The organism is Kribbella sp. NPDC002412 (genome assembly GCF_053592935.1).
In genome coordinates this window covers 1-20852 of sequence record NZ_JBSFBL010000075.1, presented here as the reverse complement: position 1 = coordinate 20852, position 20852 = coordinate 1, and the positions used below count along the sequence as shown (strand labels likewise).

Here is a 20852-nt window from a genome sequence, read left to right as displayed (position 1 = left end):
GCTAAGGCAGTTTCCTTAGAATTCCCTATAATTCGTCAGATAGGGATGTTTAAGGTATTTTTGACGGCATGATCTGGAAGCCAGCGGCCGGAGCGGCCGCACCCGTGGTTGAGGAGCTAGGCGGCGTGCGGGTGTTCGTGGCGGACACCGGCGTGGTGGACGAGGGCGACGCCGTGCAGCTGATCGCGACCGCGCACTACGAGCACCAGGCCGAGTGGGTCGCGCTGCCGGCCGCAGTGCTGGGCGACGAGTTCTTCGAGCTGCGGACCGGACGGGCCGGAGCGATCGTGCAGAAGTTCGTGAACTACCGGATGGGCTTGGTCGTGGTCGGGGACATCTCGGACAAGCTGGCCGCGAGCAAGCCGCTGCGCGACTGGGTGCGGGAGAGCAACCGGGGCCAGTCCCTGTGGTTCGTCGACGAGCTGTCCGAGCTCGCTGAGCGGTTGCTGCCTACAGGACCGGCTGCGAGCTGAGCAGGTCCGGCGTCTCGGCATCCGGGTGCTCCTGGACGAGCACCCGAAGCTGACCGGAGGCCGTGCTGTCCTCGGTGAAGATCTGCAGCGCGACGTCGACCGTGTCGTGGTCGTGCTCGAGCAGGTGGTGCAGTCCCGCCCACAGGACGAGTTCGGGCTCGCCGGTCGAGCGGTCGCTCAGCGAGTCGGCGAGCGCGTCCCAGTTGCGCCCGAACCAGCGCGGCAGGTCGAAGGCGGTCGCGCAGAGGTCCAGGAAGCCGGACTTGTCGTGGATCTCGCTGGTGTCCAGCAGGACGAAGTCCCAGCCGGCTTCGGCCGCGGCACGCCGCACCTGGTCCGTACCGGCGTCCGACGGCCAGCGGTAGACACCGGGGCGCAGGCCCTTGGTCAGCAGCGTGCGCAGCTCAGTCATCCGTCGGTCCCCCCGTCCGCCGCGACCCGGCGGAACGACTTGTAGTGATCGTCGGTGTAATAACGCTCGCCACCCTTCCCGGTCACGATCCGGCGGGCGCCGCGGTCGTTCTCCCCCGGCGTCTGCACCGTGTACTCCCGGTAGTACCCACGGTCCTGCTGGGGCAGCAGCTTCTCGAAGTTGCCGAACACCACCCCGTCGCGGCTGTACGGGAACGGACCGCCCTGGTCGATCAGCTTCAGGGTGTGCCGCGCCTCGTCCGGCAGGTCCGCCGCAGCGACGATGGTGAGGCCGCTGTCCGGATCGGTGCCGCTGGTCTTCTCCTGCGCACTGCACCCGAACAGCGAGGCCGCCAGCGTGATCACCAGCATCGCGATCACCACGATCGCGACGATCCGCGCGGCCTTCGGGTTGTTGATCACCCGGCGCTCCGCAACCGCCTGCTGAACTCCGCGGCCGCGGCCGCCGGGTCGTCGGCGTCGGTGATCGCGCGTACGACGACCACGCGGGTCGCACCCGCTTCGACAACCTCGTCCAGGCGGTCCCGGTCGATCCCGCCGATCGCGAACCAGGGCTTCGACTCCTGCCGGCTAGCGGCGTACGCGACCAGCTCGAGCCCTGCTGCCTGGCGGCCCGGCTTGGTCGGCGTCTCCCAGGTCGGGCCGACGCAGAAGTAATCCGAGCCACGCTCGGCCACCGCTGCGTTCACCTGACTGAACGTATGCGTGGAGCGCCCGACGATCGGCTCCGGTCCGATGACCGCCCGCGCTGCATGCACCGGCAGGTCCCGCTGGCCCAGGTGCAGTACGTCGGCCCCGGCGGCGAACGCGATGTCCGCACGGTCGTTGACGGCGAGCAGCTTGCCGTGCCGCTTGCAGGCGTCCGCGAAGATTTCGAGCGCCGCCAACTCGTCTGCAGCCTCCATCTCCTTCTGACGCAGCTGCACGATGTCCACGCCACCGCTCAGCGCGGCGTCCAGGAACTGTTCGAGGTCGCCCTGTTTCTCCCGCGCATCCGTGCACAGGTAGAGCCGGGCGTCTTGGAGTCTGTCGGTGCGCTCAGTCACACCGCCAAGCCTGCCATGCCGACGCCGTCGTAGGGTTGTCGCATGCCTGTGTTGACGTCCGATGTGGTGGTGGTCGGGGCCGGGCTGATCGGTCTCGCCACCGCCTGGCGGCTGGCTGCAGACGGTATCCAGGTGACGGTATGTGACCCGACACCCGGCATCCAGACCTCCAACGTCGCCGCCGGCATGCTGGCCCCGGTCACCGAGGTCGAGTACGGCGAGGACGACCTACTGGCGCTCAACCTGGCCAGCGTGGCCGCGTGGCCATCGTTCGCCGCCGAGCTGGAAGCCACCACCGGCTTGTCCGCCGGACTGCACCAGACCGGGACGCTGTCGGTCGCGTACGACGTCGACGACGCAGCAGCGCTCCGGAGACTGGCCGACTACCAGCGACGGCTCGGCCTCGAGGTCGAGGAGCTGTCCGGCCGCGACGCCCGCAAGCGAGAGCCCATGCTGGCCACCGGCGTCTCCGGCGGCGTCTGGGTCCCTGGCGACCACTCGGTCGACAACAGGCAGGCAGTGGTCGCACTCCTCCGCGCAGTGGAGGTCTCCGGCGCCACTCTGATCCGTCAGCGCGTGTCCCACGTGATCACGTCAGGTACGGCGGCTATCGGCGTACAACTGGACAACGGGGACACCGTGCACGCCGGGCACGTCATCGCTGCGGCAGGACCGTGGTCCGGGCAGCTGGACGGCGTACCGCAGGAGCTGCGGCCGCCGGTGCGTCCAGTCAAAGGCGAGGTACTGCGGCTGCGGGTGCCAGAGGCGTATCGGCCCGCGCTGCGTCACGTCGTCCGGGCGACCGCGCGAGGCTTCTCCGTGTACCTCGTCCCGCGGCCTAATGGTGAGCTCGTAGTGGGTGCGACCACCTCCGAGCTCGGCTACGACACTCGCGTGCTCGCCGGCGGGGTGTTCGCGCTGCTGCGGGACGCACGGACCGTCCTGCCGATCACGGACGAGTTGGAGCTGGTGGAGACGATCGCCGGGCTGCGGCCGGCCACTCCGGACAACGCGCCGGTACTGGGCCCGTCCGGGCTCGATGGGTTGCTGTGGGCAACGGGTCACTACCGCAACGGCGTGCTGCTGACGCCGATCACCGCGCAGATCCTCGCGGACACGGTCCGCAGCGGTGTGGTCCCCGAGCTCGGGAAGCCGTTCCTCGGCAGCAGGTTCTGACCCGATCGGTTGCTCTGAGCAAGCACAGCTTGTGAACTACACGCATGTAGTTCAGCCTTGAATTGTAAACATTGGATTACAGGCGTAACAAGCACCCCATTCGCCCCTGTTGTCACATCCGTATCAGCACTTACGGTCAAGTGACGTTCACACGGGGAGATGGAACATGCGTAACGTCGTACGTGTACTGACGGGCATCGCCGTACCGTTGCTGACCGCGGCCGTGATCACCGCCGGCTCGCCGGGCTTCGGCTCGTACAAGGTGAAGGACGGCGACACGCTCAGCCACATCGCGAGCCGCTACGGCACCACGGTCCGGAACTTGGTTGCCCTGAACAACCTGCCAGGCAACGGCAACGCGATCTACGCCGGCGAGGTGCTCAAGGTGCCCGGCCGGAAGGGCGCCGCCACCGCGACCACGGCGCACCCGTCCAAGCGGTCCCAGCTCGGGCGGGTGACGTACGTCGTCAAGCGGGGCGACACCGTCTCGAAGATCGCCAAGCGCTTCAAGTGCTCCCAGGCGAACCTGCTGGCCGCCAACGGCCTGCGCGCCGGCGACCACATCTACGCCGGCAAGCCGCTGCAGGTCCCGGTGAAGATCCGCCCGAAGGCCAAGGCGCCGGTCAAGGAGAAGAACAACACCTTCGCCGGCCGCACCTACCCAGACCACATCGTCGCCCGGGCCGACCGCAACCGGGCGATCCTGAAGAGCCGCATGCTGCCCACCCGGTCGCAGATGCGCGCGCTCATCGTCAACACCGCCAAGCGGCACGGCGTCGACCCCGAGCTGGCGCTCGCGGTGAGCTGGCAGGAGTCGGGCTGGAAGCAGCGGGTGGTCTCCCCCGCCAACGCCATCGGCGCGATGCAGGTGATCCCGTCGACCGGGCGGTTCGCCTCCTCGATCGTCGGGCGGAAGCTGGACCTGCTCCGGCCGCAGGACAACGTCACCGCCGGAGTGGTGCTGCTGGACCGGCTGACCGGCGCGGCCCGGCTGGACATCGCCGTCGCCGGGTACTACCAGGGCCTGGGCGGGGTGACCCGGAACGGCATGTACCCGGACACGAAGGCCTACGTGAAGAACGTGCTCCGGATCAAGGCACAGCTGGAGCGCGGCTGGGACCCGCTGCGGTGAGCTAGGAACCACTGCGGTGCGCCTGGCACGGTCACGCTGGGGCGTTATCTACACTCTCAGAGCAGAACGGCTTGGAGAGGCGGCTCACCGCAAGTGACGGACGACGTGGACACGCAGGTCAGCGACCGCCTCGTCGGGCGAGTGCTCGACGGACGGTATCGCGTCGGCGCGCGCGTCGCCAAGGGCGGCATGGCCACTGTCTACCAGGCTCTCGACATGCGGCTGGACCGGGTCGTCGCGCTCAAGGTGATGCACGACGGGCTCGGCGACGACGCCCAGTTCGCCCGCCGGTTCGTGGCCGAGGCCCGCGCCGCCGCCCGGCTGTCGCACCCGAACGTGGTCGCCGTCTTCGACCAGGGCGACGACGACGGCACGCTGTTCCTGGCGATGGAGTACATCCCCGGCCGCACGCTCCGAGACGTGATCCGCGAGCAGGCGCCGCTGACCCCCTCTCGAGCGCTTGACCTCCTGACGCCGATTCTGTCCGCGCTCTCGGCAGCGCACGACGCCGGCATCGTGCACCGCGACATCAAGCCGGAGAACGTGCTGATCTCCGACAACGGCGTGGTGAAGGTCGCGGACTTCGGTCTGGCCCGTGCGGTCTCAGCCACCGGCAACACGGCGACTCAGGGCCTGCTGATGGGCACCGTGTCGTACCTGGCGCCCGAGCTCGTCACTGACGGTAGTGCGGACGCCCGCTCGGACGTGTACTCGTCCGGCATCCTGCTGTACGAGATGCTCACCGGGAACAAGCCGCATTCCGGTGACACCCCGATCCAGGTCGCCTACGCACACGTGCACGCCGACGTGCCTGCGCCGTCGGAGGAGCAGCCGAGCATCCCGCCGTACGTCGATGCGCTCGTGCAGCGCGCGACCGCGCGGGACCGGGACCTGCGGCCGGCCGACGCGCGCGTGCTGAGCCGCCAGGTGCGCCGGGTGCGCAGTGCGCTCGACGAGGGCCTACCGGACGACCCGGACCTCACCGGCGACCTCACGGTGCCGATCCAGCAGATCCGCCAGGACAGCGGGTACGACGACGGCTACACGCGGGGCGCACCCGAGGAGAACGGCCAGGTGCTGCGGCACGACACGATCGTCGTACCGGTGGAGAACGGCCGGCCCACGGGTGCGGCGAGGGTCCAGGCGCCGCCGCAGCGGAAGGGCCGTGGGCTGATCGCGCTGATCGCCATCCTGGCGGCCGCCATCGGCATCGGTACGGCGGCCTGGTACTACGGCATCCACCGCTACACCGCCACGCCCAGCCTGGTGAACATGCTGCCGGCGGCTGCCGCGACCGAAGCGGAGAAGGCCGGGCTCCGGACGACTCTGGCGAACCAGGACTTCTCCGAGGACGTGCCGACGGGTCACATCATGGCGACCGACCCCGCCGCCGGCGACCGGATCCGCAAGAACGGTGAGATCGGCCTCACCGTTTCCAAGGGGCCGGAGCGCTACCGGGTGCCGCAGCTCGCCGGTCTGGACCTGGAGGCGGCGAAGCGGGCGCTGGACCCGATCAAGCTGATCACCGGGCAGATCAACGAGCAGTACAACGAGACGGTGCCGGCCGGGCGGGTGATCGCCTTCAGCCCGAGGTTCGACACGGTCGTGAAGCCCGGCACGGCGGTCAACCTCGCGATCAGCAAGGGCAAGCGGCCGATCCCGGTCCCGGACACCACCGGGAAGTCGTACCGCGACGCCGGCAAGGAGCTGCGCAAACTCGGCTTCGTGGTCGGGCGGACGGACCAGTACGACGAGAAGGTCGCCGAGGGCAAGGTGATCAGCCAGAGCCCCAATACCGGCACGCTGTTCGCCAAGGACAAGGTCCAGCTGGTGGTGTCGAAGGGCCCGCCGCTGGTCGAGGTGCCGAACGTCAAGCGCAAGAACCTGGCCGACGCGCAGAAGATCCTCACCGACGCCGGCTTCACGGTGAAGGTGGAGAAGGCGCCGTTCAACCTCGGCCTGAACATCGTCGCGGCGCAGAACCCGGGCGCCGGCAAGAAGGCCAAGCCGGGCAGCGAGATCGTCATCACCGTCCTGTAGCCGTTTTGCCCCGCCCGGCGGGCGTCTGATGAGATGTCCGGCGTGAATCACCCGCGTCTCGCCGTACTGGCCCTGCTCGCGGTCGCGGCGGCGTGGGGATCGACGTTCTTCCTGACCAAGGACCTGCTCACCAGGATGGACGTCGCCGACTACCTGGCGTTGCGGTTCCTGATCGCCTCGGTCGCGCTGATCCTGGTGCACCCGCCCGCGATCGCCCGGCTCAGCCGCCTCGACCGCGGCCGGGCCGTTGCCCTCGGCATCACGTACGGCATCGCCCAGCTGGTCCAGACCGAGGGTCTGCGGCACACCTCGGCGAGCGTCTCCGGCTTCGTGACCGGCATGTACGTCGTGTTCACGCCGCTGCTGGCCGCGGTCATCCTGCGGCACAAGATCGGCCGCTGGGCCTGGGTCGCCGTGATCCTCGCCACTGTCGGCCTCGGCGTCCTGTCGCTGCGCGGCCTCAGCATGGGCACCGGCGAGCTGCTCACGCTGGCCTCGGCCGGCCTGTACGCGCTGCACATCATCGGCCTCGGCGCCTGGTCCACCTCGTCGAACGCCCTCGGCCTGTCCGCGCTGCAGATGGTCGTGATCACCTGCGTCTGCGCGATCGGCGCCGTTCCGGGCGGCTTCTCCGTGCCGGGCTCGGGCGCCGACTGGGTCAGCGTCTTCTACATGGCGCTCGTCGCGGGCGCGCTGGCGCTGATCGTCCAGACCTGGGCCCAGGCGCACCTCAGTCCCACCCGCGCGGCCATCGCGATGACAATGGAGCCGGTGTTCGCGTCGTCGTTCGCCGTCCTGTTCGGGTCGGAGAGCGTGACGTGGCGGATGCTGGTGGGTGGCGCTCTGGTGCTGTCTGCCATGTACTTGGTGGAACTCGCACCGCGGCGCAAGTTCGAGGCCGAAGTGCAGCACCTGGCTCAGTAGGGGGAACGATGCGGGACGACAGCGCGCGGCGGGTCCGGTGGTTTCCGGCCGTCGTCATCGCGGTCCTGCTGGCGTTCCTGGCCGCCGGGACGACGGTCAACCTGGTGCGCAACCCCCAGCCGTTGCTGGTCGCGGAGGGTGTGCCGGGCTCTTCCGCGCTGACCGCCGACGACGGGCAGTACGACGACATGATGCAGCACGCGATCGCCGACCTCGACGCGCTGACGTTGCCGAACGGCGCGACGCTGGCCGGCTGGGACGGGCCGTGGCGCTTCGTCTGGCCGCGGGACGCGTCCTTCGTGGCCGCCGCGTACTGCGCGATCGGCCGTACGGCGGACGCCGTACGCGTGCTGGACTTCCTCGACGGGGTCAGGCCGTCGGCCGGTCGCTGGGAGGCCCGCTACTCCTCCAGTGGGGAGGCGGTCCGGGACGGGCGCGAGGCTCAGCTCGACGGGTCGGGGTGGGTGCTGTGGGCAACGTGGTTCTGCCGGGCGGGCGGCAACTACTGGGAACTGGTCCGGGAATCGGCGGACCAGATCGTCAGTGAGCTTGGGGCGAACGGCCTGCCCGGGGCCTCGCCCGACTACTGGGAGCGGCCGGAGGCGGAGGTGACGCTAGGCACTGTGGCACCGCTGATCGCTGGACTGCGGTCCGCGGTCGGGATCGCCACGGATGGTGGGCATCCGGACGACGCCGCGCGCTGGGCCGCGGCTCTGGAGAGGTTGTCTGCGGCAACGGATCGGCGCTTCGGGCCGGACTATCCGCGGACTCCCGCGCGGGCGGTGGCCTTCCTGGAGCCGGGGCTCGAGCCGGTCGGGGTGGGCGGCGGGGCGGATGCGATCGTCACCGTCCTCGGGCCGCCGTTCGCGCCACGCCGTACCGAGGTCGACCAGGCGATCGAGCGGGCGCGCGCCGTACTCACGCAGCCGAACGGCGGGGTCACCCCGGGCGAGGACTGGCGGACGGATGGGGTCGCCTGGACGCCGCAGACCGCTTTGTTCGCGTTGAGCGCCGCGGCCCGCGGGGATCGCGCGACGGCCGGTGAGCTGCTGACCTGGCTGAACGACTACCGGACCAGCACCGGCGCGCTGCCGGAGAAGGTGAACCGCGACCGGCAGCCGGCCGGCGAGGCTCCCCTCGGCTGGACCTCAGCCCTGGTCGTCCTCGCCGGCGCAGCACTCGATCGGCCGCTGCCGATCCCCTAGCAGATCTCCATTGCGTCGTGCACCGGCGCTTCCGGGCGCGCCGTACTGGTCTTGACCGAGTAGAAGAACGCGGTCGAGGCGATGTCGTCCTGCAGCGGGAGGTAGCGGCCGCCGGAGCGCCAGCCGAGGGCCTGGACGTCGACGCGCAGCTTCTCCTTGAAGCGGATCGGGTCTGGCAGGTGGAAGCGGTACATGCCGAACCGCTGCTGGCTCGCGTACTGCCCGTCCGGCCGGATCACCTGCGGCATGCCGAGGTACGGCGTACTGAACTCGGTGTAACCGCCGAGGTGCGGCACGTCGAAGTTCCACGCGCCACCGAAGTAGTCCTCGGTCCCGGTGCCGCAGATGGTCGGGAACTCGTCGTCGCCGTCGACGTAGAACTTCACCTCGCCCTCACCCCACCAGCCGCTGCTGTTGACGCCCCAGGCGACGTACGTGCCGACGTAGTGGCCCGGGCCCTCCACGCCGTCCAGCAGGGTGTGCACAGTCTTGGCAGGCAGCGGGTTGCTCCGCCGCCACTGCGCGTGCAGGTACGCCGTGTTGTCCGGTACGGCGCCCAGCCAGAAGTCGACCTGGAAGTACACGACCACCGTTTCGTCGTGGGTGTTCTCCAGGGTCAGCTTGGCCTCGGACTGGAACGGCATCTCCCAGTAGCTGTTGAAGCCGCCGTTGGGGTTCACCGCGACCGGGAGCGAGTTGACCTGGGCGAACTTGCCCCAGCCGGAGCAGAAGAAGTCGCCGACCGGCGTCTCGATCGCCGGCGCCTCATCGCCGTCCCAGTGCGCGCGCAGCACCAGCCGCCGCCAGTTGTCGACATGCGTGGTGAGCCAGATGTGCGTGATGCAGCCCTGGCCGGCGATGTCCGCCAGCGTCGCGGTCTCCCCCGGGCCGATCTCGATCGACGGCGACACCTTCCAGCCCTGACCGAGGTCCCGGGCCGCCTTGGCGCCGGTCCCCTCGGTCCGGCGGCCGCCCTGGCCCGGCTCACCGGTGGGGTTCTCCGCGCTGATGGAGCGCGTCTCGACATCGACGATCGCGCTGATTCCGGACAGCTTCCCAAGAGTCATACCCGCGACCTTAGATCGCGGGTGGGTCTGTGAGAAATCGATTGCCCAGCAACTGGACTCAGCAGATCGGGTCCTGGTGTCGTCTGTACTGGTGTAGACCGCCGGCACCTGGGAGGGGACGTGACCTTCGACGAGTGGACCCGCTCGGGGCTGCCTGGGTTGCTCCGGTTCGCCACCGCGCTGTGCGGCTCGGGACACCTGGCCGAGGACCTGGTCCAGGACGTCGCGATCAAGGCGCACCGGAACTGGGCCCGGGTCGACGCCGCCGGCAGTCCGGACGCCTACCTGCGGCGGATGGTGGTCAACGAGTACCTGTCCTGGCGGCGCAAGTGGTCGCGGTACGTCCCGCGGGCCGAGATCTTCCCGGCCGAGGACACCGCCGACCACGCCGACCGGACCGCTGACCGCGATCAGTTGATCTCCGAACTGGCCAAGCTTCCCCGGCGGCAGCGCGCCGTACTGGTCCTCCGGTACTACGGCGGTCTGAGCGACGCCGAGATCGCCGAAACCCTCGGCTGCTCGGCCGGCACCGTCCGCGCCCACGCCTCGCGCGCGCTCGCGACCCTCCGGATCGAACTCGCCACCCCGACTCTGACCTCGGAAGTGAACCATGCGTACTGAGGAAGACCTCCGCGCCGCCTTCGACCACCTCGCCGGCACGGCCCCGGCCCCTGAAGAGCTGCTCACGAGGATTGGTCGGGTACGGCGTCGCCGTACGCCTCTCGTGGTTGCGACAGCGTTGGCGACTGCCACGGCTGCTATCGCTGGACCGATCGTCGTGAGTCAGTTGAACGATCGGGCTCCGGCCGCCGGCCAGGAGCGGCGGAACCCGGCGTGGACGCCGTGGATCGACCTGCCGGTGCCGAAGGGGATGAAGGTGAACCCGCGCGTCTACACGGCGAATCGCCAGGACTACGAGCTGAGCGGGTTCACCGGCAGGCCCTGGATCACCGCCTGCCTGCTCACCGTGCATCGCAACGGCGACTTCGACCCGGCGAAGATCCCGGCCGGCAGTCCGCGCGTCGACCTCAACGGCCGGCCGGGGCGGATCGTCCGCTCGACGCAGAGCCGCCCGTTCCTCCCGGCGCCTCGCGGGTACCTCGGGGCCATCAAGGGCGACCCGTTGCAGACGGTGGTCTGGCAACCGGGCGACGGGCTGTGGGCGCTGCTGACCTGCAGTTCGCAGCAGGAGCTCGGCACCCTCGAAGTGCCGCAGATCGACGCTCCCTACCAGGCGAACGTGCCGCTGGCGCTGACCATCGCGAAGTCGGTCTCTCCAGGGACGCGGACGCTCGGATCGCCGGTGAAGCTCGGCCACCTGCCGGAGCGGCTGGAGCCTGGTCGCATCACGTATCGGAGTCCGGACGCTGGAATCGAAGGGTCCGGGCAGAACTTCACCATCGATGTTGGCGACGGGAACCCGGCGACCGGCTTCCGGCCACGCGACCTGACGGGCTACGCCACGGTCGATCGCCCGCACGACCCCCGGCCGGGCGACGACCTGCGGATCATGGTCAGCACCGACAAGTTCTGGAACCAGATGTCGCGATTCCCCGAGCCCAAGCCCGACGTGACCATCAACGGCCTGAAGGCCTGGTACATCGCCGAACTGGCCTTCGGCGAGCCGGTCGACCGGTCGAAGCCGGCCAAGTCCGCGATCCGGATGGAAGGCGCCGGGGTGGCCGTCGTCATCCAGGACCTCACCACCGCCACGCCCGACCTCGACGAGCTCCGCAAGGTCGCCGAGACGCTGCAGCTCGCCCGGAACCCACGCGACCCGAACACCTGGTTCGACGCGGCAACAGCCATCCCCTGATCGCGGCGGAGTCGATCCGGGCAGACGGCTCCCGCTTATATGCCATTTGGGTTATATTGCCGGCATGGACAGTCGATGTGGCACGGTGTTCGAGACCGACGACGGCGGGTGGCGATCCGCTTCGTCCGGCTGCTCCCGCACCCGCCGGAGAAGGTCTGGCAGGCGATCACCGACCCGACCCAACTGTCCGTCTGGTTCCCCGCCGTGGTCGACCTGGACCACCCGGCCGGAGCGGCCCTGTTCTTCGGTGTCACCCCCGAACAACACCGCCGCTACGGCATGACCGACGACCCAACCGGCACCCCCAACGGCCGGATGCTCCGCAACGAGCCTCCGTCGGTCCTCGAGTACGAATGGTCCGGAGAGATCCTCACCTGGGAAATCACCGGCACCGCGGAGGGCAGCCGGCTCGTGTTCACCAACGTGCTGACCGACCCCGAGGCCGCCGGACCGGCGTCCGCAGGCTGGGAGGCCGGCCTCGCGGTCATCGAAGCTCAACTGAACAACACCCCGATCACCTGGAACCCCCTCGACCGAGCCGAACAACTAGCCACCACCTACCCCACCTGACTCCACCCCAGCACGACCCCGCCGGGACACCCGGGCCCGGTCGGTGGGTGGGCTGGCCCGGTCGGTGGGTGGACCGGCCCGCCGGTGGGGCTGGCCCGGCCGGTGGGGCTGGCCCGGCCGGTGGGGGTTGGCCCGGGCTGGCTGGGCTGGCTGGCTGGCTGCGCTTAGCAGGCGCGGACTTTGGCTTCGAGGCCGTTGGTGAAGGAGAGGCAGGCCCAGGGGCGGCCCTGGTCGGACTTGGGGCGCACGATCAGCGGGAAGGCGTCGGCGCCGCGGACCTGCGGGCTCCGCTCGGTCTGCAGGGAGCCGATCGCGCCGCCGCGCGCCTCGGCCGCCGCCTTCACGTCCTCGACGGTGACGACGCTGCGGGCGTTCTTCGTCGCCGCGTTCTCCGCGTCGGTCGCGACCGCCAGGGCGAAGTCGATCTCCGGCGGCGTGGCCAAGGTGGTCGAGGTGACCGGAAAGACGACTCCGAACATGAGCAGGCCGACCCCGGTGATGATCTGACGGAACCGACGGCTCTGGTCGGTCAGCAGCAGGGCGGCACAGCAGAGCGCGAGGAACAGCGTGAGGCCGCGCACGATCCAGTGCCGGTCGAGCCGGCTGTCCACCGCCAACGCCGCAGCGAGCGCGATCACGATGCAGGCGACGGCGGCGGCGAGCGCCCGGACCCGGGGCGACACGGATTGCATGGCGCAGACGATAGACGTTCCGCCGTTCGTCGCAGCACACAGCCCGCTCGGCGCTCGACGCGCCGGTCAGGATCGTGCAGTAGGGACGGTGCTGGCAGATTCGGTGACGTCCCACCGCCCCCGAGGGATTGGACCGACCGTGGACCACACCGAATTCGAAGCGCCCGGTTCGTGGAGCATCTCGCGGCGTCGTGCTCTCCAGCTCAGCGGCGGTGCCGCCGCGGCCGGCGCGCTCCACAGCACCACGACCGAACCAGCAGCCGCCACAACGCCGGCAGCAGCCACGAGCCCAGCCGCCAACCAGGCCGTGCTGACCGAGGGCACGAACTTCATGGTGTCCGCGTCACCTGACGGGAAATGGCTCGCCTTCGACCTGGTCACCGCGATCTGGGTGACGCCGGCCGCCGGCGGCGTGTCCCGGCGACTGACCGACGACCTGCAGGACGCGACCCGACCGCGCTGGTCGCCCGACGGCCGGCGGCTCGTCTTCCAGTCGTACCGCGACGGCAACTTCCATCTCTGGTCGATCGACGCCGACGGCTCCGGTCTCCGCCAGCTGACCACCGGCCGCTACGACCACCGCGAGCCGCACTACACGCCCGACGGCAGGTACGTCGTCTTCGCCTCGGACCGCGGCGGCAACGGCAGCTACGGCATCCACCGCCTCGAGCTCAGCACCGGCACGATCGTCGCCCTCACCGACGACGCGACCGAAGAGGCCGAACCGGCCGTCTCCGCCGACGGCACCAAGATCGCGTTCACCGTCGACGCGGCGTCCATCGTCGAACTCGACCTCAAGACCGGCACCCGCACCACTCTCGTCCCCGCCCAGACCGGCAGCACCGTCTACGGCCCGGCCTACTCCCCCACCGGCCGGCTCGCCTACGTCCGGCTGGCCGGCCCGGTCTGCGATCTGATTGTCGACAATCAGAAAGTCACCAACGGCAAGGACGTCTTCGCGGTCCCACCCTCCTGGGGATCGGACCTGTACTACACCGCCGACGGCCACGTGGTGCGTCACCAGGCTGACGGTGCGGATTCCGTCGTACCGTTCACCGCGACCGTGCCGGTGACGTCGAAGCGGCCGCGACCGAAGGCGCCGGACCTGGAGTCGACCGCGCGGCGGCCGGTCCGAGGGATCGCGAGCCCGGCCGTCTCACCGGACGGCAAATGGGTCGCCTTCCGGGCACTGAACGCGTTGTGGCTGGCAGCAACTGCCGGCCGCGGCCAACCACGCCAGCTGGTTGCCGACGGCTACTTCAACTCCGACCCCGACTTCTCCCCGGACGGGACGCAGTTGCTCTACGCCAGCGACCGCGACGGCACCGCCGACCTGTGGCTGCACGACCTGAAGACCGGTGCCGACAGCAAGCTCTCGTCGTTGCCCGGGGCACAGACCGCACCGCGGTTCTCGCCCGACGGCAAGCAGGTCGCCTACCAGGACCAGGACGGAATCGCCTGGACGCTCGACCTCGCATCGGGCCAGGTCCGCCAACTGACCCCGACCCTGTTCCAACCCGGCCGGGTGAGCTGGTCGCGGGACGGCAAGACGATCGTGCTCGCTGCGGTCAAGCCGTTCTCCAAGCGCTTCCGCGAAGGCACCAGCCAACTCCTGTACGTCGACGTCGAGACCACTGCCCTGGAGTACGTCGAACCCATGCCGTTCCGCTCCCTCGCCACCCGCGGCGACGACGGTCCGGTGTTCTCCCCCGACGGCAAGCGGCTCGCGTTCGTCGTCGAGAGCGTTCTGTACGTCGCCCCCGTCGACAACCGCGGACGCTTCACGGCCGGCCCACGAGCCGTCACCGATGAGGTCACCGACTCACCGGTTTGGCAGGACAACAACACCCTGCTCTACCTGAACAACGGCCGCCTCCGCCGCACCTCGGTCATCGGCTCGCGCCCACAGACCGTCAAACTCCACCTGCACTGGCGCCGCGCAACCATCAACCAGCACGTCACGATCCACGCCGGCGCGCTGTGGGACGGCCGCGCGACCACGCTCCGCCGGGACGTGGACGTCGTACTGGACGGCTCGCGGATCGCCGCCGTACGGCCGCACCAGGGCAAGGCGGACATCGACGCGAAGCACCTGACCGTGATGCCCGGGCTGATCGATGCGCACAACCACTGGCACCTGCGCGGCCGCGCGTGGGGTGCACGGCAGGGCAACCTGTGGCTGTCGTACGGCATCACGACCACGCGGTCGCCGGGCGACCCCGTCTACCAGATGCAGGAGACGCGCGAGGCGCTCGCGCACGGGTCGCTGCTTGGGCCGCGGTACTTCGCGACCGGTGAGGCGATCGACGGGTCGCGGGTCTACTACAACTTCATGCGCCCGACGCTCTCGCTCCGTCAGCTCGGCCTGGAGCTCGATCGAGTCGAGGGGCTCGCCTACGACTTGGTGAAGACCTATGTCCGGCTGCCCATCGAGTACCAGCGGCGTGCGATCGCCGCCGTACACCGCCTTGGGCTGCAACTGTCGTCGCACTACCTCTACCCGGCCGAGCACCTCGGCATGGACGGCATGGAGCACACCGGCGCGACCAACCGGCTCGGCTACTCGCACACGGTCAGCCGGCTCGGCCGCGCGTACGCCGATGTCGTCACGCTGTTCACCAAGGCCGGGCTGTCCGTCACACCGACCCTGTTCAACTCGACGATGGCGCACGTCGACGACCCGTCCCTGCTGACCGACCGCCGTACGACGACCCTCTTCCCGACCTGGGAGTACGACGCTCTGCAAAGCGAAGTGAACACCGCCAAGGGACCGGCGGGTGTGACCACGCGCGAACTGCTCCGAGGCAACGTCGACATGGTCCTGCGAATCCACCGCGGCGGGGGCTTCGTCATCTCCGGCACCGACACCCCGCTCGACAACATCGCGATCTCGCTCCACGCCAACCTGCGCGCGATGGTCGCCGGCGGCTTCACGCCCTACGAAGCCCTGACCACCGCGACCCGCAATCCCGCGCGCTGGCTCAACCTCGAGGACAAGCTCGGTGTCATCGAACCCGGCGCCCAAGCCGACCTCTCGTTCGTCACCGGCAACCCCCTCACCGACATCCGAGCCGCAGCCGCCGTCGACCGAGTCATGATCGCCGGCAACCTGCACACCGTCGCCGACCTCCTCAAGCCGTACGCCACCGCGCCAGCAACCCTGGCCGGCCCCAAACCACTCACCCGCGACCAGGCTCACGCCCACAACCCCAGCTACTGGTGGCACGAACCCGAATGGCTCCACCGCGCCTGCTGCGAAAGCTGACGCCCCGCGCCGACCGCATCTCGCCGCCGCCTGGCCCTGGCCAGCTGAGCGGAGCGTGGTGACGGCAGGCGCCGCGGCGACTCGCATCGTCCGGAGACGTTGCTATCAGCAACCGCTTCCAGGTGGCGGCGGACTACGCTGTGCGGATGGCGGTTCCGGTGGTGGTGGATTGTGACCCTGGGCATGACGATGCGATGGCGCTGTTGCTCGCCGTCGCGGATCCGGCGGTTGAGCTGCTGGGGGTGACCACGGTGGCTGGGAATCAGACGGTTGAGAAGTGCACGCTCAACGCTCGCCGGGTGCTGTCGCTCGCGGGTGTGTCGCACATCCCGGTCGCTCGTGGCGCCGGGCGGCCGCTGGTTCGTCCGTTGCGTATCGCTGATGACGTTCATGGCGAGACCGGGCTGGACGGTCCGCTGTTCGACGACGACCCGGAGGTGCCCGAGGCAGCGATCACGGCCGGCGAGCTGCTGGTCGACGTACTGACGAAGCACGAGGCGCCGGTCACGATTGTGGCGACCGGCGCGCTGACGAACATCGCAACGTTGCTCGCCGATCACTCGGACCTTCGCGCAAACATCGCTCAGCTCGTCTGGATGGGCGGATCCACCGAGCGCGGCAACGTCACGCCGTACGCCGAGGCCAACTGCTTCGTCGACCCCGAGGCCGCGGACCAGGTCCTGCGGTCCGGGGTCCCGTTCACGATGTGCGGGCTCAATGTCACGCACCAGGCCTTGGTGACCGACGACGTCATTGCCGCGTTCGCCGGGATCGGAACGCCGCTGGCGCGCATCTGCGTCGAGTGGATGACGTTCTTCGCCTCGACGTACCGACGACTGTGGGGATTCGCCGCCCCACCCTTGCACGACCCGGTCGCGGTCGCCAGAGTCATCGACCCGGCGATCGTCCGCTGCGTCGACGCCAACGTGATGATCGAGACCGCCGGCGAATGGACGGCCGGCGCCACGGTGGTCGATCTGCATCAGTACACCGGCCGCCCACCCACCGCCCGCGTCGCGGTCGAGCTCGACACAACGGCGTACTGGGCCAAACTCGTCGACGCGATCACCCTGATCGGCTGACGCCGGCGTGAGTAGGCGCACGCTCAGCCTGCTGCGGAGGCGCAGGCGATGCAGGTGCGGGCCGCTGGTCTTGCCTCCAGGCGGGCAGGGGCGATCGGTTGGCCGCACTGCTCACAGACGCCGTAGGCGCCGGCTGCCAACCGCTCGAGTGCCGCCTCGACCTCTGCCAGCTGACCCTGGACCTGCAGCACCAGCGCTGCGACCTGCGACCTCTCGAACGCGATCGTCGCGCCCTCAGGATCGTGCTCGTCGTCAGCATTGGCGTCCCGCGAGGCCGCTACCACCTCATTGAAGTCGCCGGTCAGACTCGCAAGCCGCCGAAGCGCCTGCTGGCGTTCCGCCTCGAGCAGCTCGCGGGCCCCATCCATCTCTCAATCGTGACACCGCGAACGGCTAGATCACTTCGCCGCTCCGCGGACCGTCGCCCGTTGCTGGGCGGTCAGGGCCAGGCGCATGGTCTCGAACGTGTGCTCCTGCGGCGCGGCAGAGGTGGTTCGTTCGCGTACGTCGCGAAGCAGGTCGGCGTAGTACGTGGTCTCGACCTGGGAGCAGTCGATGTACTGCGTACCCTCCTGATTGACCAGGAAGAGGTGGTCGCCACCGTCCCGGCCCGCAATGTCGACGTACTTGCGCAGCTCGATGTAGCCGTCGGTGCCGAGGATCATCAGGCGGCCGTCACCCCAGGTCGGCAGGCCGTCCGGCGTGTACCAGTCGACCCGGATGTACCCCTGGGCGGTCTCACTGCGCAGCAGGATCTCACCGAAGTCCTGCAGGCCCGGCTCGTCGGGGTTGGCGAAGTTCCCGACCGTGCTGGCCACGACCTCAGCGGTCCGGGCGCCGGTGAACCACAGGAACTGGTCGATCTGGTGGGAGGCGATGTCGGTCAGGATGCCGCCGTACCGGTTCTTGTCGTAGAACCAGTCCGGCCGGCCGGCCCCGCCGCCGAGGTGGCCGCGGTCCCCGATCCGGTGCGGCCCGATCCCGAGCGTCTGCACCACCGTCCCGATCCGGCCCGCGCGGACCAGCTCACCGGCCTTGATCACGCTCGGCACCTCGAACCGCTCCGAGAACGTCACCGACCAGAACCGCCCGCTCTGACCGACCGCCTTCTCGATCTCCTCGAGCTGCTCGAAACTGACACAGCCGGGTTTGTCGGTCACGACGTCCTTGCCGGCCCGCAACGCCGCGACGGCGATCGGCCCCCGTCGATCCGGTACGGCGGCGGTCACGATCAGGTCGATCCCGTCCTGTCCGATCAGGTCGTCCGGCCTCTCGGCCACCGCAACCTCCGGGTACTGCTCCCGGACCCGGGTCGCGATCGCGGCCGACGGATCGTCGGTCGCCATCCCGACGAACTCGGCGCCCGCCCCGACCAGACCCGCGATCTGACCGAAGATGTGCGCGTGGTCAAGCCCGATGGCGGCGAACCTGACAGCTTGCGTGGAAGTCACCCGTACTCCTCCGACTCGGCGTCGCTTCGACTGCCACTCACCCTATGCCAGACCGGCAAACGCTTACCACTCCCTGCGAGTCGTTCCGCGCAGCTCGGCGCATCTGGCTCAGCCCGGTTGACGCGTCGCGACGGTGAGATTGCCGAGGTCGAAGGCGCCGTCGGTGACGAAGAGGCCAAGGTGACCTCGGCGGTGGTCGTACCGGCGGAAGCTCAGGGCGACGCGGTGGTCGACGACGACCTGGCCCGTCGTTCCATCCAGGATGACTTGGACGGTGTGGCTGCCGGGTGGAAGCGGACACGGGCGTTCGAGCTCGACCTCGTGCGGTACGTCGCCGTCGACCTGCCACTGAGCCGGACCGGTCCGTTGCCGCGGCCAGCGGTCGAACACGATCCGGTCTCGTTGTGGTTCGAGCCGCAGTACGGCGCTTTCCTCGCCGTCGGCGCTGGAGTGCAGCAGGAGACCAAGTGCCTGCGTGCCTGGGGCAACGTCGACCGTCAACTCGATCAGGCAGCGGTCAGGCAGCGGGTCGCCGATCCAGGCGGCGTACCGGTCGACTGCACCTTGACCAGGCTTGGCCGCCGCACCGTCGAGCGGCGCCAACGACACGGGATGTGGGCCGGAGTAGGCCCCGACAACCTCCGCGGGGAGATCGAACGCCAGGCTGCCGTCATCCTCCTGACGCGCCTCCAGCACCGACAGCGAACCGGCCCATTCCCATCGGCCGGCATCGGATCGACCTTGTTTTGTGGGGATCCAGCCGATGAAGAAGCGCCGGCCCTGATGATCGACCGACTTGGCCGCGTAGAACGCGCGCCCGTCCACGGTGTCGCGGTTGGGCGCCGACCACGGACCGTCCGGCCGACGGGCGACTCGGTAGCGCGTCTGGAACGCATCGCTGAACTCGGAGTACACCAGGTACCACCAGTCGCCCCACTGGAACACATCCGGGCACTCCTGAGTGATGTACCGGTGCGGCTGCCACAACGGCTCGGCGATCGTCCACTTCTCCAGATCCGTTGAGGTCAGGCGAGCGACGACACCGCGCCGCCGGTCCGGCCCATCGTCGTACCGTGCCGCCAGCACCATCTGCCACGGCTCATCGGCAGCCGTCCGGAACACGAAGGGGTCGCGCCAGTCCTGGGCCAGGTAGCCCGGCGGCGCGCCGAACGTGTGTTCTGGATGCTTGGTCCACTGCGTCGGATCGCCGTCGCTGGTCGCGTGGCACACCACCTGGAAGGCCCCTGCGGCCGTGCCCTGGCGCGAGTTGTGGCCGGTGTAGAACAGATGCAGCCGGTCGCCGTCCGAGATCACGGACCCCGTGTAGCAGTCGAAGTCGACGGCGTCCCGATCGCCGCCGGGCAGCACTACCCCGTGGTCGGTGTAGTGGACGAAGTCGGTGGTCGACACCAGGGCCCACGGCATCCCACTCGAGCCCGCTGCCGGATCGTCCGGCCGCTCGTCCAGCAGGTAGAACAGCCAGATCCGACCGGCATGGCTGAAGGGGATGACGTCACCGACGTAGCCAGAGCGAGGCCGCCAGTGCAGCGTTTCGTTGATCATGTACGACGACCTGCCGTCGGCTGCCGGCGTCGTCGGGGCGGATCGCCGACCGACTCCCGCTCGATCAGGTCGCAGTCCACCGTGATCCGCTCGGGCGCTCCGTCGGGATCGGCCAGCACCAGCTCGCCGGCCTGGCGGCCCAGCATCAGGTGGGGCAACGCGGCAGTGGTCAGCCGCGGACGGACCTGGTCCGCGACATCGGGCTGATCGTCGAACCCGACGATGCTGACATCCCGCGGGCAATCAAGCCCGAGGGCATGCAAGGCCAGCAGCGCCCCGATCGCCATCCGGTCGTTCCCACAGACGAGCGCGGTCGGGCGGTGCTCCAGCACCACCTCGGTCGCCAGGTCGTACCCGGACCCGATCGAGTAGTCGCCGTACCGCTGCACCAGGTCGCTCGGGCGCAGACCTGCCTCCCGAGCGGCGTCGGCGAAACCGCGGCGGCGTTCCTTGCAGGCGTAGTCGCTGCGTGGTCCGCCCAGGAAGGCCACCTCACGATGCCCTCGGCTGAACACCGACGCCGCGGCGGCACGACCGCCGCCGTACTCGTCGGCCAGCAGCACCGTGTCGGCATGGCCCTCCTCGGGCCAGCAGTTCACGAAGATCGTCCGGATCCCGTCCAGCCGCGCGCTGCGGTGCAGCGGCTTGGGCGAGAGTGAGGCGTACAGAATCGCGGCGACCCCCTGGCCCACCAGGCTCGCCACCGCGTCGTCACCCTGCTTCGGGTCGCCCGTCGTGTCGACCACCATGCACACGTAACCGGCCGGCTGGACGACCTGCTGGATGCCGAGCACGATCAGACCGGCGTACGGCTGGGAGACGATCCCGTTGGTGACCACGCCGATCGTGTACGACCGGTTCGACCGCAGCAGCTGCGCGGCCCGGTTGGGCACGAAGTCCAGCTCGGCCGCGGCTTCG

The 20852-nt window shown here is 69.5% G+C and carries 20 protein-coding genes; 11 read left to right on the top strand and 9 right to left on the bottom strand.

What is annotated here, in order from left to right; translation table 11 throughout:
- Nucleotides 1-68: 68 nt before the first annotated feature.
- On the top strand, nucleotides 69-473 hold the full coding sequence (locus tag ACWCOV_RS37385) for a DUF4180 domain-containing protein (protein WP_449834106.1): 405 nt from the start codon (nucleotides 69-71) through the stop codon (nucleotides 471-473).
- Here the strand turns inward: ACWCOV_RS37385 and ACWCOV_RS37380 are convergent.
- From ACWCOV_RS37380 to thiE, 3 genes are read right to left on the bottom strand one after another with little or no spacing between them, the layout of a single operon-like run.
- The gene (locus tag ACWCOV_RS37380; RefSeq protein WP_449834105.1) at nucleotides 451-885 is read right to left on the bottom strand and encodes a barstar family protein; all 435 of its coding nucleotides are present in this window, start codon (nucleotides 883-885) and stop codon (nucleotides 451-453) included. The two genes, ACWCOV_RS37385 and ACWCOV_RS37380, sit on opposite strands and share 23 nt — an antisense overlap.
- Nucleotides 882-1307: a ribonuclease domain-containing protein gene (locus tag ACWCOV_RS37375; protein ID WP_449834104.1), complete on the bottom strand. Its 426-nt coding sequence runs from the start codon at nucleotides 1305-1307 to the stop codon at nucleotides 882-884. Before ACWCOV_RS37375 ends, ACWCOV_RS37380 begins: the two co-directional genes overlap by 4 nt.
- Nucleotides 1304-1951 carry a thiamine phosphate synthase gene (gene thiE / locus ACWCOV_RS37370; protein WP_449834103.1) on the bottom strand — a complete coding sequence of 216 codons (648 nt, stop codon included), beginning with the start codon at nucleotides 1949-1951 and terminating at the stop codon, nucleotides 1304-1306. The genes ACWCOV_RS37375 and thiE overlap by 4 nt, the downstream gene beginning before the upstream one ends.
- A gap of 42 nt (nucleotides 1952-1993) precedes the next feature.
- On the opposite strand from thiE, the gene thiO reads away from it, so the two are divergent.
- The 5 genes from thiO to ACWCOV_RS37345 all read left to right on the top strand — a co-directional run bounded on the left by thiO (nucleotide 1994) and on the right by ACWCOV_RS37345 (nucleotide 8428).
- The gene (gene thiO, locus ACWCOV_RS37365; protein ID WP_449834102.1) at nucleotides 1994-3127 is read left to right on the top strand and encodes a glycine oxidase ThiO; all 1134 of its coding nucleotides are present in this window, start codon (nucleotides 1994-1996) and stop codon (nucleotides 3125-3127) included.
- A 166-nt stretch (nucleotides 3128-3293) separates the two neighbouring features.
- On the top strand, nucleotides 3294-4259 hold the full coding sequence (locus tag ACWCOV_RS37360) for a LysM peptidoglycan-binding domain-containing protein (RefSeq protein ID WP_449834101.1): 966 nt from the start codon (nucleotides 3294-3296) through the stop codon (nucleotides 4257-4259).
- A 93-nt stretch (nucleotides 4260-4352) separates the two neighbouring features.
- Complete coding sequence (gene pknB, locus ACWCOV_RS37355; RefSeq protein ID WP_449834100.1) at nucleotides 4353-6299, top strand: Stk1 family PASTA domain-containing Ser/Thr kinase; 1947 nt, start codon at nucleotides 4353-4355, stop codon at nucleotides 6297-6299.
- Nucleotides 6300-6341: 42 nt separating this feature from the next.
- The gene (locus ACWCOV_RS37350) at nucleotides 6342-7223 is read left to right on the top strand and encodes a DMT family transporter (RefSeq protein ID WP_449834099.1); all 882 of its coding nucleotides are present in this window, start codon (nucleotides 6342-6344) and stop codon (nucleotides 7221-7223) included.
- Between the two features lie 8 nt (nucleotides 7224-7231).
- Nucleotides 7232-8428, top strand: coding sequence for a glucoamylase (locus ACWCOV_RS37345; RefSeq protein WP_449834098.1), 1197 nt, complete (start codon nucleotides 7232-7234; stop codon nucleotides 8426-8428).
- Here the strand turns inward: ACWCOV_RS37345 and ACWCOV_RS37340 are convergent.
- Nucleotides 8425-9495, bottom strand: coding sequence for a glycoside hydrolase family 172 protein (locus ACWCOV_RS37340; RefSeq protein ID WP_449834097.1), 1071 nt, complete (start codon nucleotides 9493-9495; stop codon nucleotides 8425-8427). The two genes, ACWCOV_RS37345 and ACWCOV_RS37340, sit on opposite strands and share 4 nt — an antisense overlap.
- A 120-nt stretch (nucleotides 9496-9615) precedes the next feature.
- On the opposite strand from ACWCOV_RS37340, the gene ACWCOV_RS37335 reads away from it, so the two are divergent.
- The 3 genes from ACWCOV_RS37335 to ACWCOV_RS37325 all read left to right on the top strand — a co-directional run bounded on the left by ACWCOV_RS37335 (nucleotide 9616) and on the right by ACWCOV_RS37325 (nucleotide 11881).
- On the top strand, nucleotides 9616-10116 hold the full coding sequence (locus tag ACWCOV_RS37335; protein ID WP_449834096.1) for a SigE family RNA polymerase sigma factor: 501 nt from the start codon (nucleotides 9616-9618) through the stop codon (nucleotides 10114-10116).
- A 157-nt stretch (nucleotides 10117-10273) separates the two neighbouring features.
- The gene (locus ACWCOV_RS37330) at nucleotides 10274-11311 is read left to right on the top strand and encodes a hypothetical protein (RefSeq protein WP_449834095.1); all 1038 of its coding nucleotides are present in this window, start codon (nucleotides 10274-10276) and stop codon (nucleotides 11309-11311) included.
- Nucleotides 11312-11419: 108 nt separating this feature from the next.
- A complete protein-coding gene (locus tag ACWCOV_RS37325) occupies nucleotides 11420-11881 on the top strand; it encodes an SRPBCC domain-containing protein (RefSeq protein ID WP_449834094.1) in 462 nt (153 codons plus the stop codon).
- A 164-nt stretch (nucleotides 11882-12045) separates the two neighbouring features.
- On the opposite strand, the gene ACWCOV_RS37320 is transcribed toward ACWCOV_RS37325, so the two are convergent.
- Nucleotides 12046-12573: a hypothetical protein gene (locus ACWCOV_RS37320; RefSeq protein WP_449834093.1), complete on the bottom strand. Its 528-nt coding sequence runs from the start codon at nucleotides 12571-12573 to the stop codon at nucleotides 12046-12048.
- Nucleotides 12574-12712: 139 nt separating this feature from the next.
- Here ACWCOV_RS37320 and ACWCOV_RS37315 point away from each other — a divergent pair, with 139 nt between their 5' ends.
- Together ACWCOV_RS37315 and ACWCOV_RS37310 are read left to right on the top strand one after the other, a co-directional pair.
- Nucleotides 12713-15838 (top strand): amidohydrolase family protein, encoded by a 3126-nt coding sequence (locus ACWCOV_RS37315; protein WP_449834092.1) that lies wholly within the window; start codon nucleotides 12713-12715, stop codon nucleotides 15836-15838.
- Nucleotides 15839-15984: 146 nt separating this feature from the next.
- Nucleotides 15985-16920, top strand: coding sequence for a nucleoside hydrolase (locus ACWCOV_RS37310; RefSeq protein ID WP_449834091.1), 936 nt, complete (start codon nucleotides 15985-15987; stop codon nucleotides 16918-16920).
- A 23-nt stretch (nucleotides 16921-16943) separates the two neighbouring features.
- Here ACWCOV_RS37310 and ACWCOV_RS37305 read toward each other — a convergent pair whose 3' ends face one another.
- The 4 genes from ACWCOV_RS37305 to ACWCOV_RS37290 all read right to left on the bottom strand — a co-directional run.
- Nucleotides 16944-17288 carry a TraR/DksA family transcriptional regulator gene (locus tag ACWCOV_RS37305; RefSeq protein ID WP_449834090.1) on the bottom strand — a complete coding sequence of 115 codons (345 nt, stop codon included), beginning with the start codon at nucleotides 17286-17288 and terminating at the stop codon, nucleotides 16944-16946.
- Between the two features lie 30 nt (nucleotides 17289-17318).
- Nucleotides 17319-18371, bottom strand: coding sequence for a Gfo/Idh/MocA family protein (locus tag ACWCOV_RS37300; protein ID WP_449834089.1), 1053 nt, complete (start codon nucleotides 18369-18371; stop codon nucleotides 17319-17321).
- A gap of 108 nt (nucleotides 18372-18479) precedes the next feature.
- On the bottom strand, nucleotides 18480-19934 hold the full coding sequence (locus tag ACWCOV_RS37295; protein ID WP_449834088.1) for a glycoside hydrolase: 1455 nt from the start codon (nucleotides 19932-19934) through the stop codon (nucleotides 18480-18482).
- Nucleotides 19931-20852, bottom strand: a 922-nt coding sequence (locus ACWCOV_RS37290) for a LacI family DNA-binding transcriptional regulator (RefSeq protein ID WP_449834087.1), incomplete at its 5' end; no start/stop codon positions are given. The genes ACWCOV_RS37290 and ACWCOV_RS37295, both read right to left, overlap by 4 nt.

Bases quoted from the DNA above. Each gene is read 5' to 3' on its own strand.
- ACWCOV_RS37320 (WP_449834093.1), bottom strand. From the start codon at position 12,573: ATGCAATCCGTGTCGCCCCGGGTCCGGGCGCTCGCCGCCGCCGTCGCC.
- ACWCOV_RS37385 (WP_449834106.1), top strand. From the start codon at position 69: ATGATCTGGAAGCCAGCGGCCGGAGCGGCCGCACCCGTGGTTGAGGAG.
- ACWCOV_RS37340 (WP_449834097.1), bottom strand. From the start codon at position 9,495: ATGACTCTTGGGAAGCTGTCCGGAATCAGCGCGATCGTCGATGTCGAG.
- ACWCOV_RS37380 (WP_449834105.1), bottom strand. From the start codon at position 885: ATGACTGAGCTGCGCACGCTGCTGACCAAGGGCCTGCGCCCCGGTGTC.
- ACWCOV_RS37360 (WP_449834101.1), top strand. From the start codon at position 3,294: ATGCGTAACGTCGTACGTGTACTGACGGGCATCGCCGTACCGTTGCTG.
- ACWCOV_RS37310 (WP_449834091.1), top strand. From the start codon at position 15,985: ATGGCGGTTCCGGTGGTGGTGGATTGTGACCCTGGGCATGACGATGCG.
- thiO (WP_449834102.1), top strand. From the start codon at position 1,994: ATGCCTGTGTTGACGTCCGATGTGGTGGTGGTCGGGGCCGGGCTGATC.
- ACWCOV_RS37345 (WP_449834098.1), top strand. From the start codon at position 7,232: ATGCGGGACGACAGCGCGCGGCGGGTCCGGTGGTTTCCGGCCGTCGTC.
- ACWCOV_RS37305 (WP_449834090.1), bottom strand. From the start codon at position 17,288: ATGGATGGGGCCCGCGAGCTGCTCGAGGCGGAACGCCAGCAGGCGCTT.
- ACWCOV_RS37295 (WP_449834088.1), bottom strand. From the start codon at position 19,934: ATGATCAACGAAACGCTGCACTGGCGGCCTCGCTCTGGCTACGTCGGT.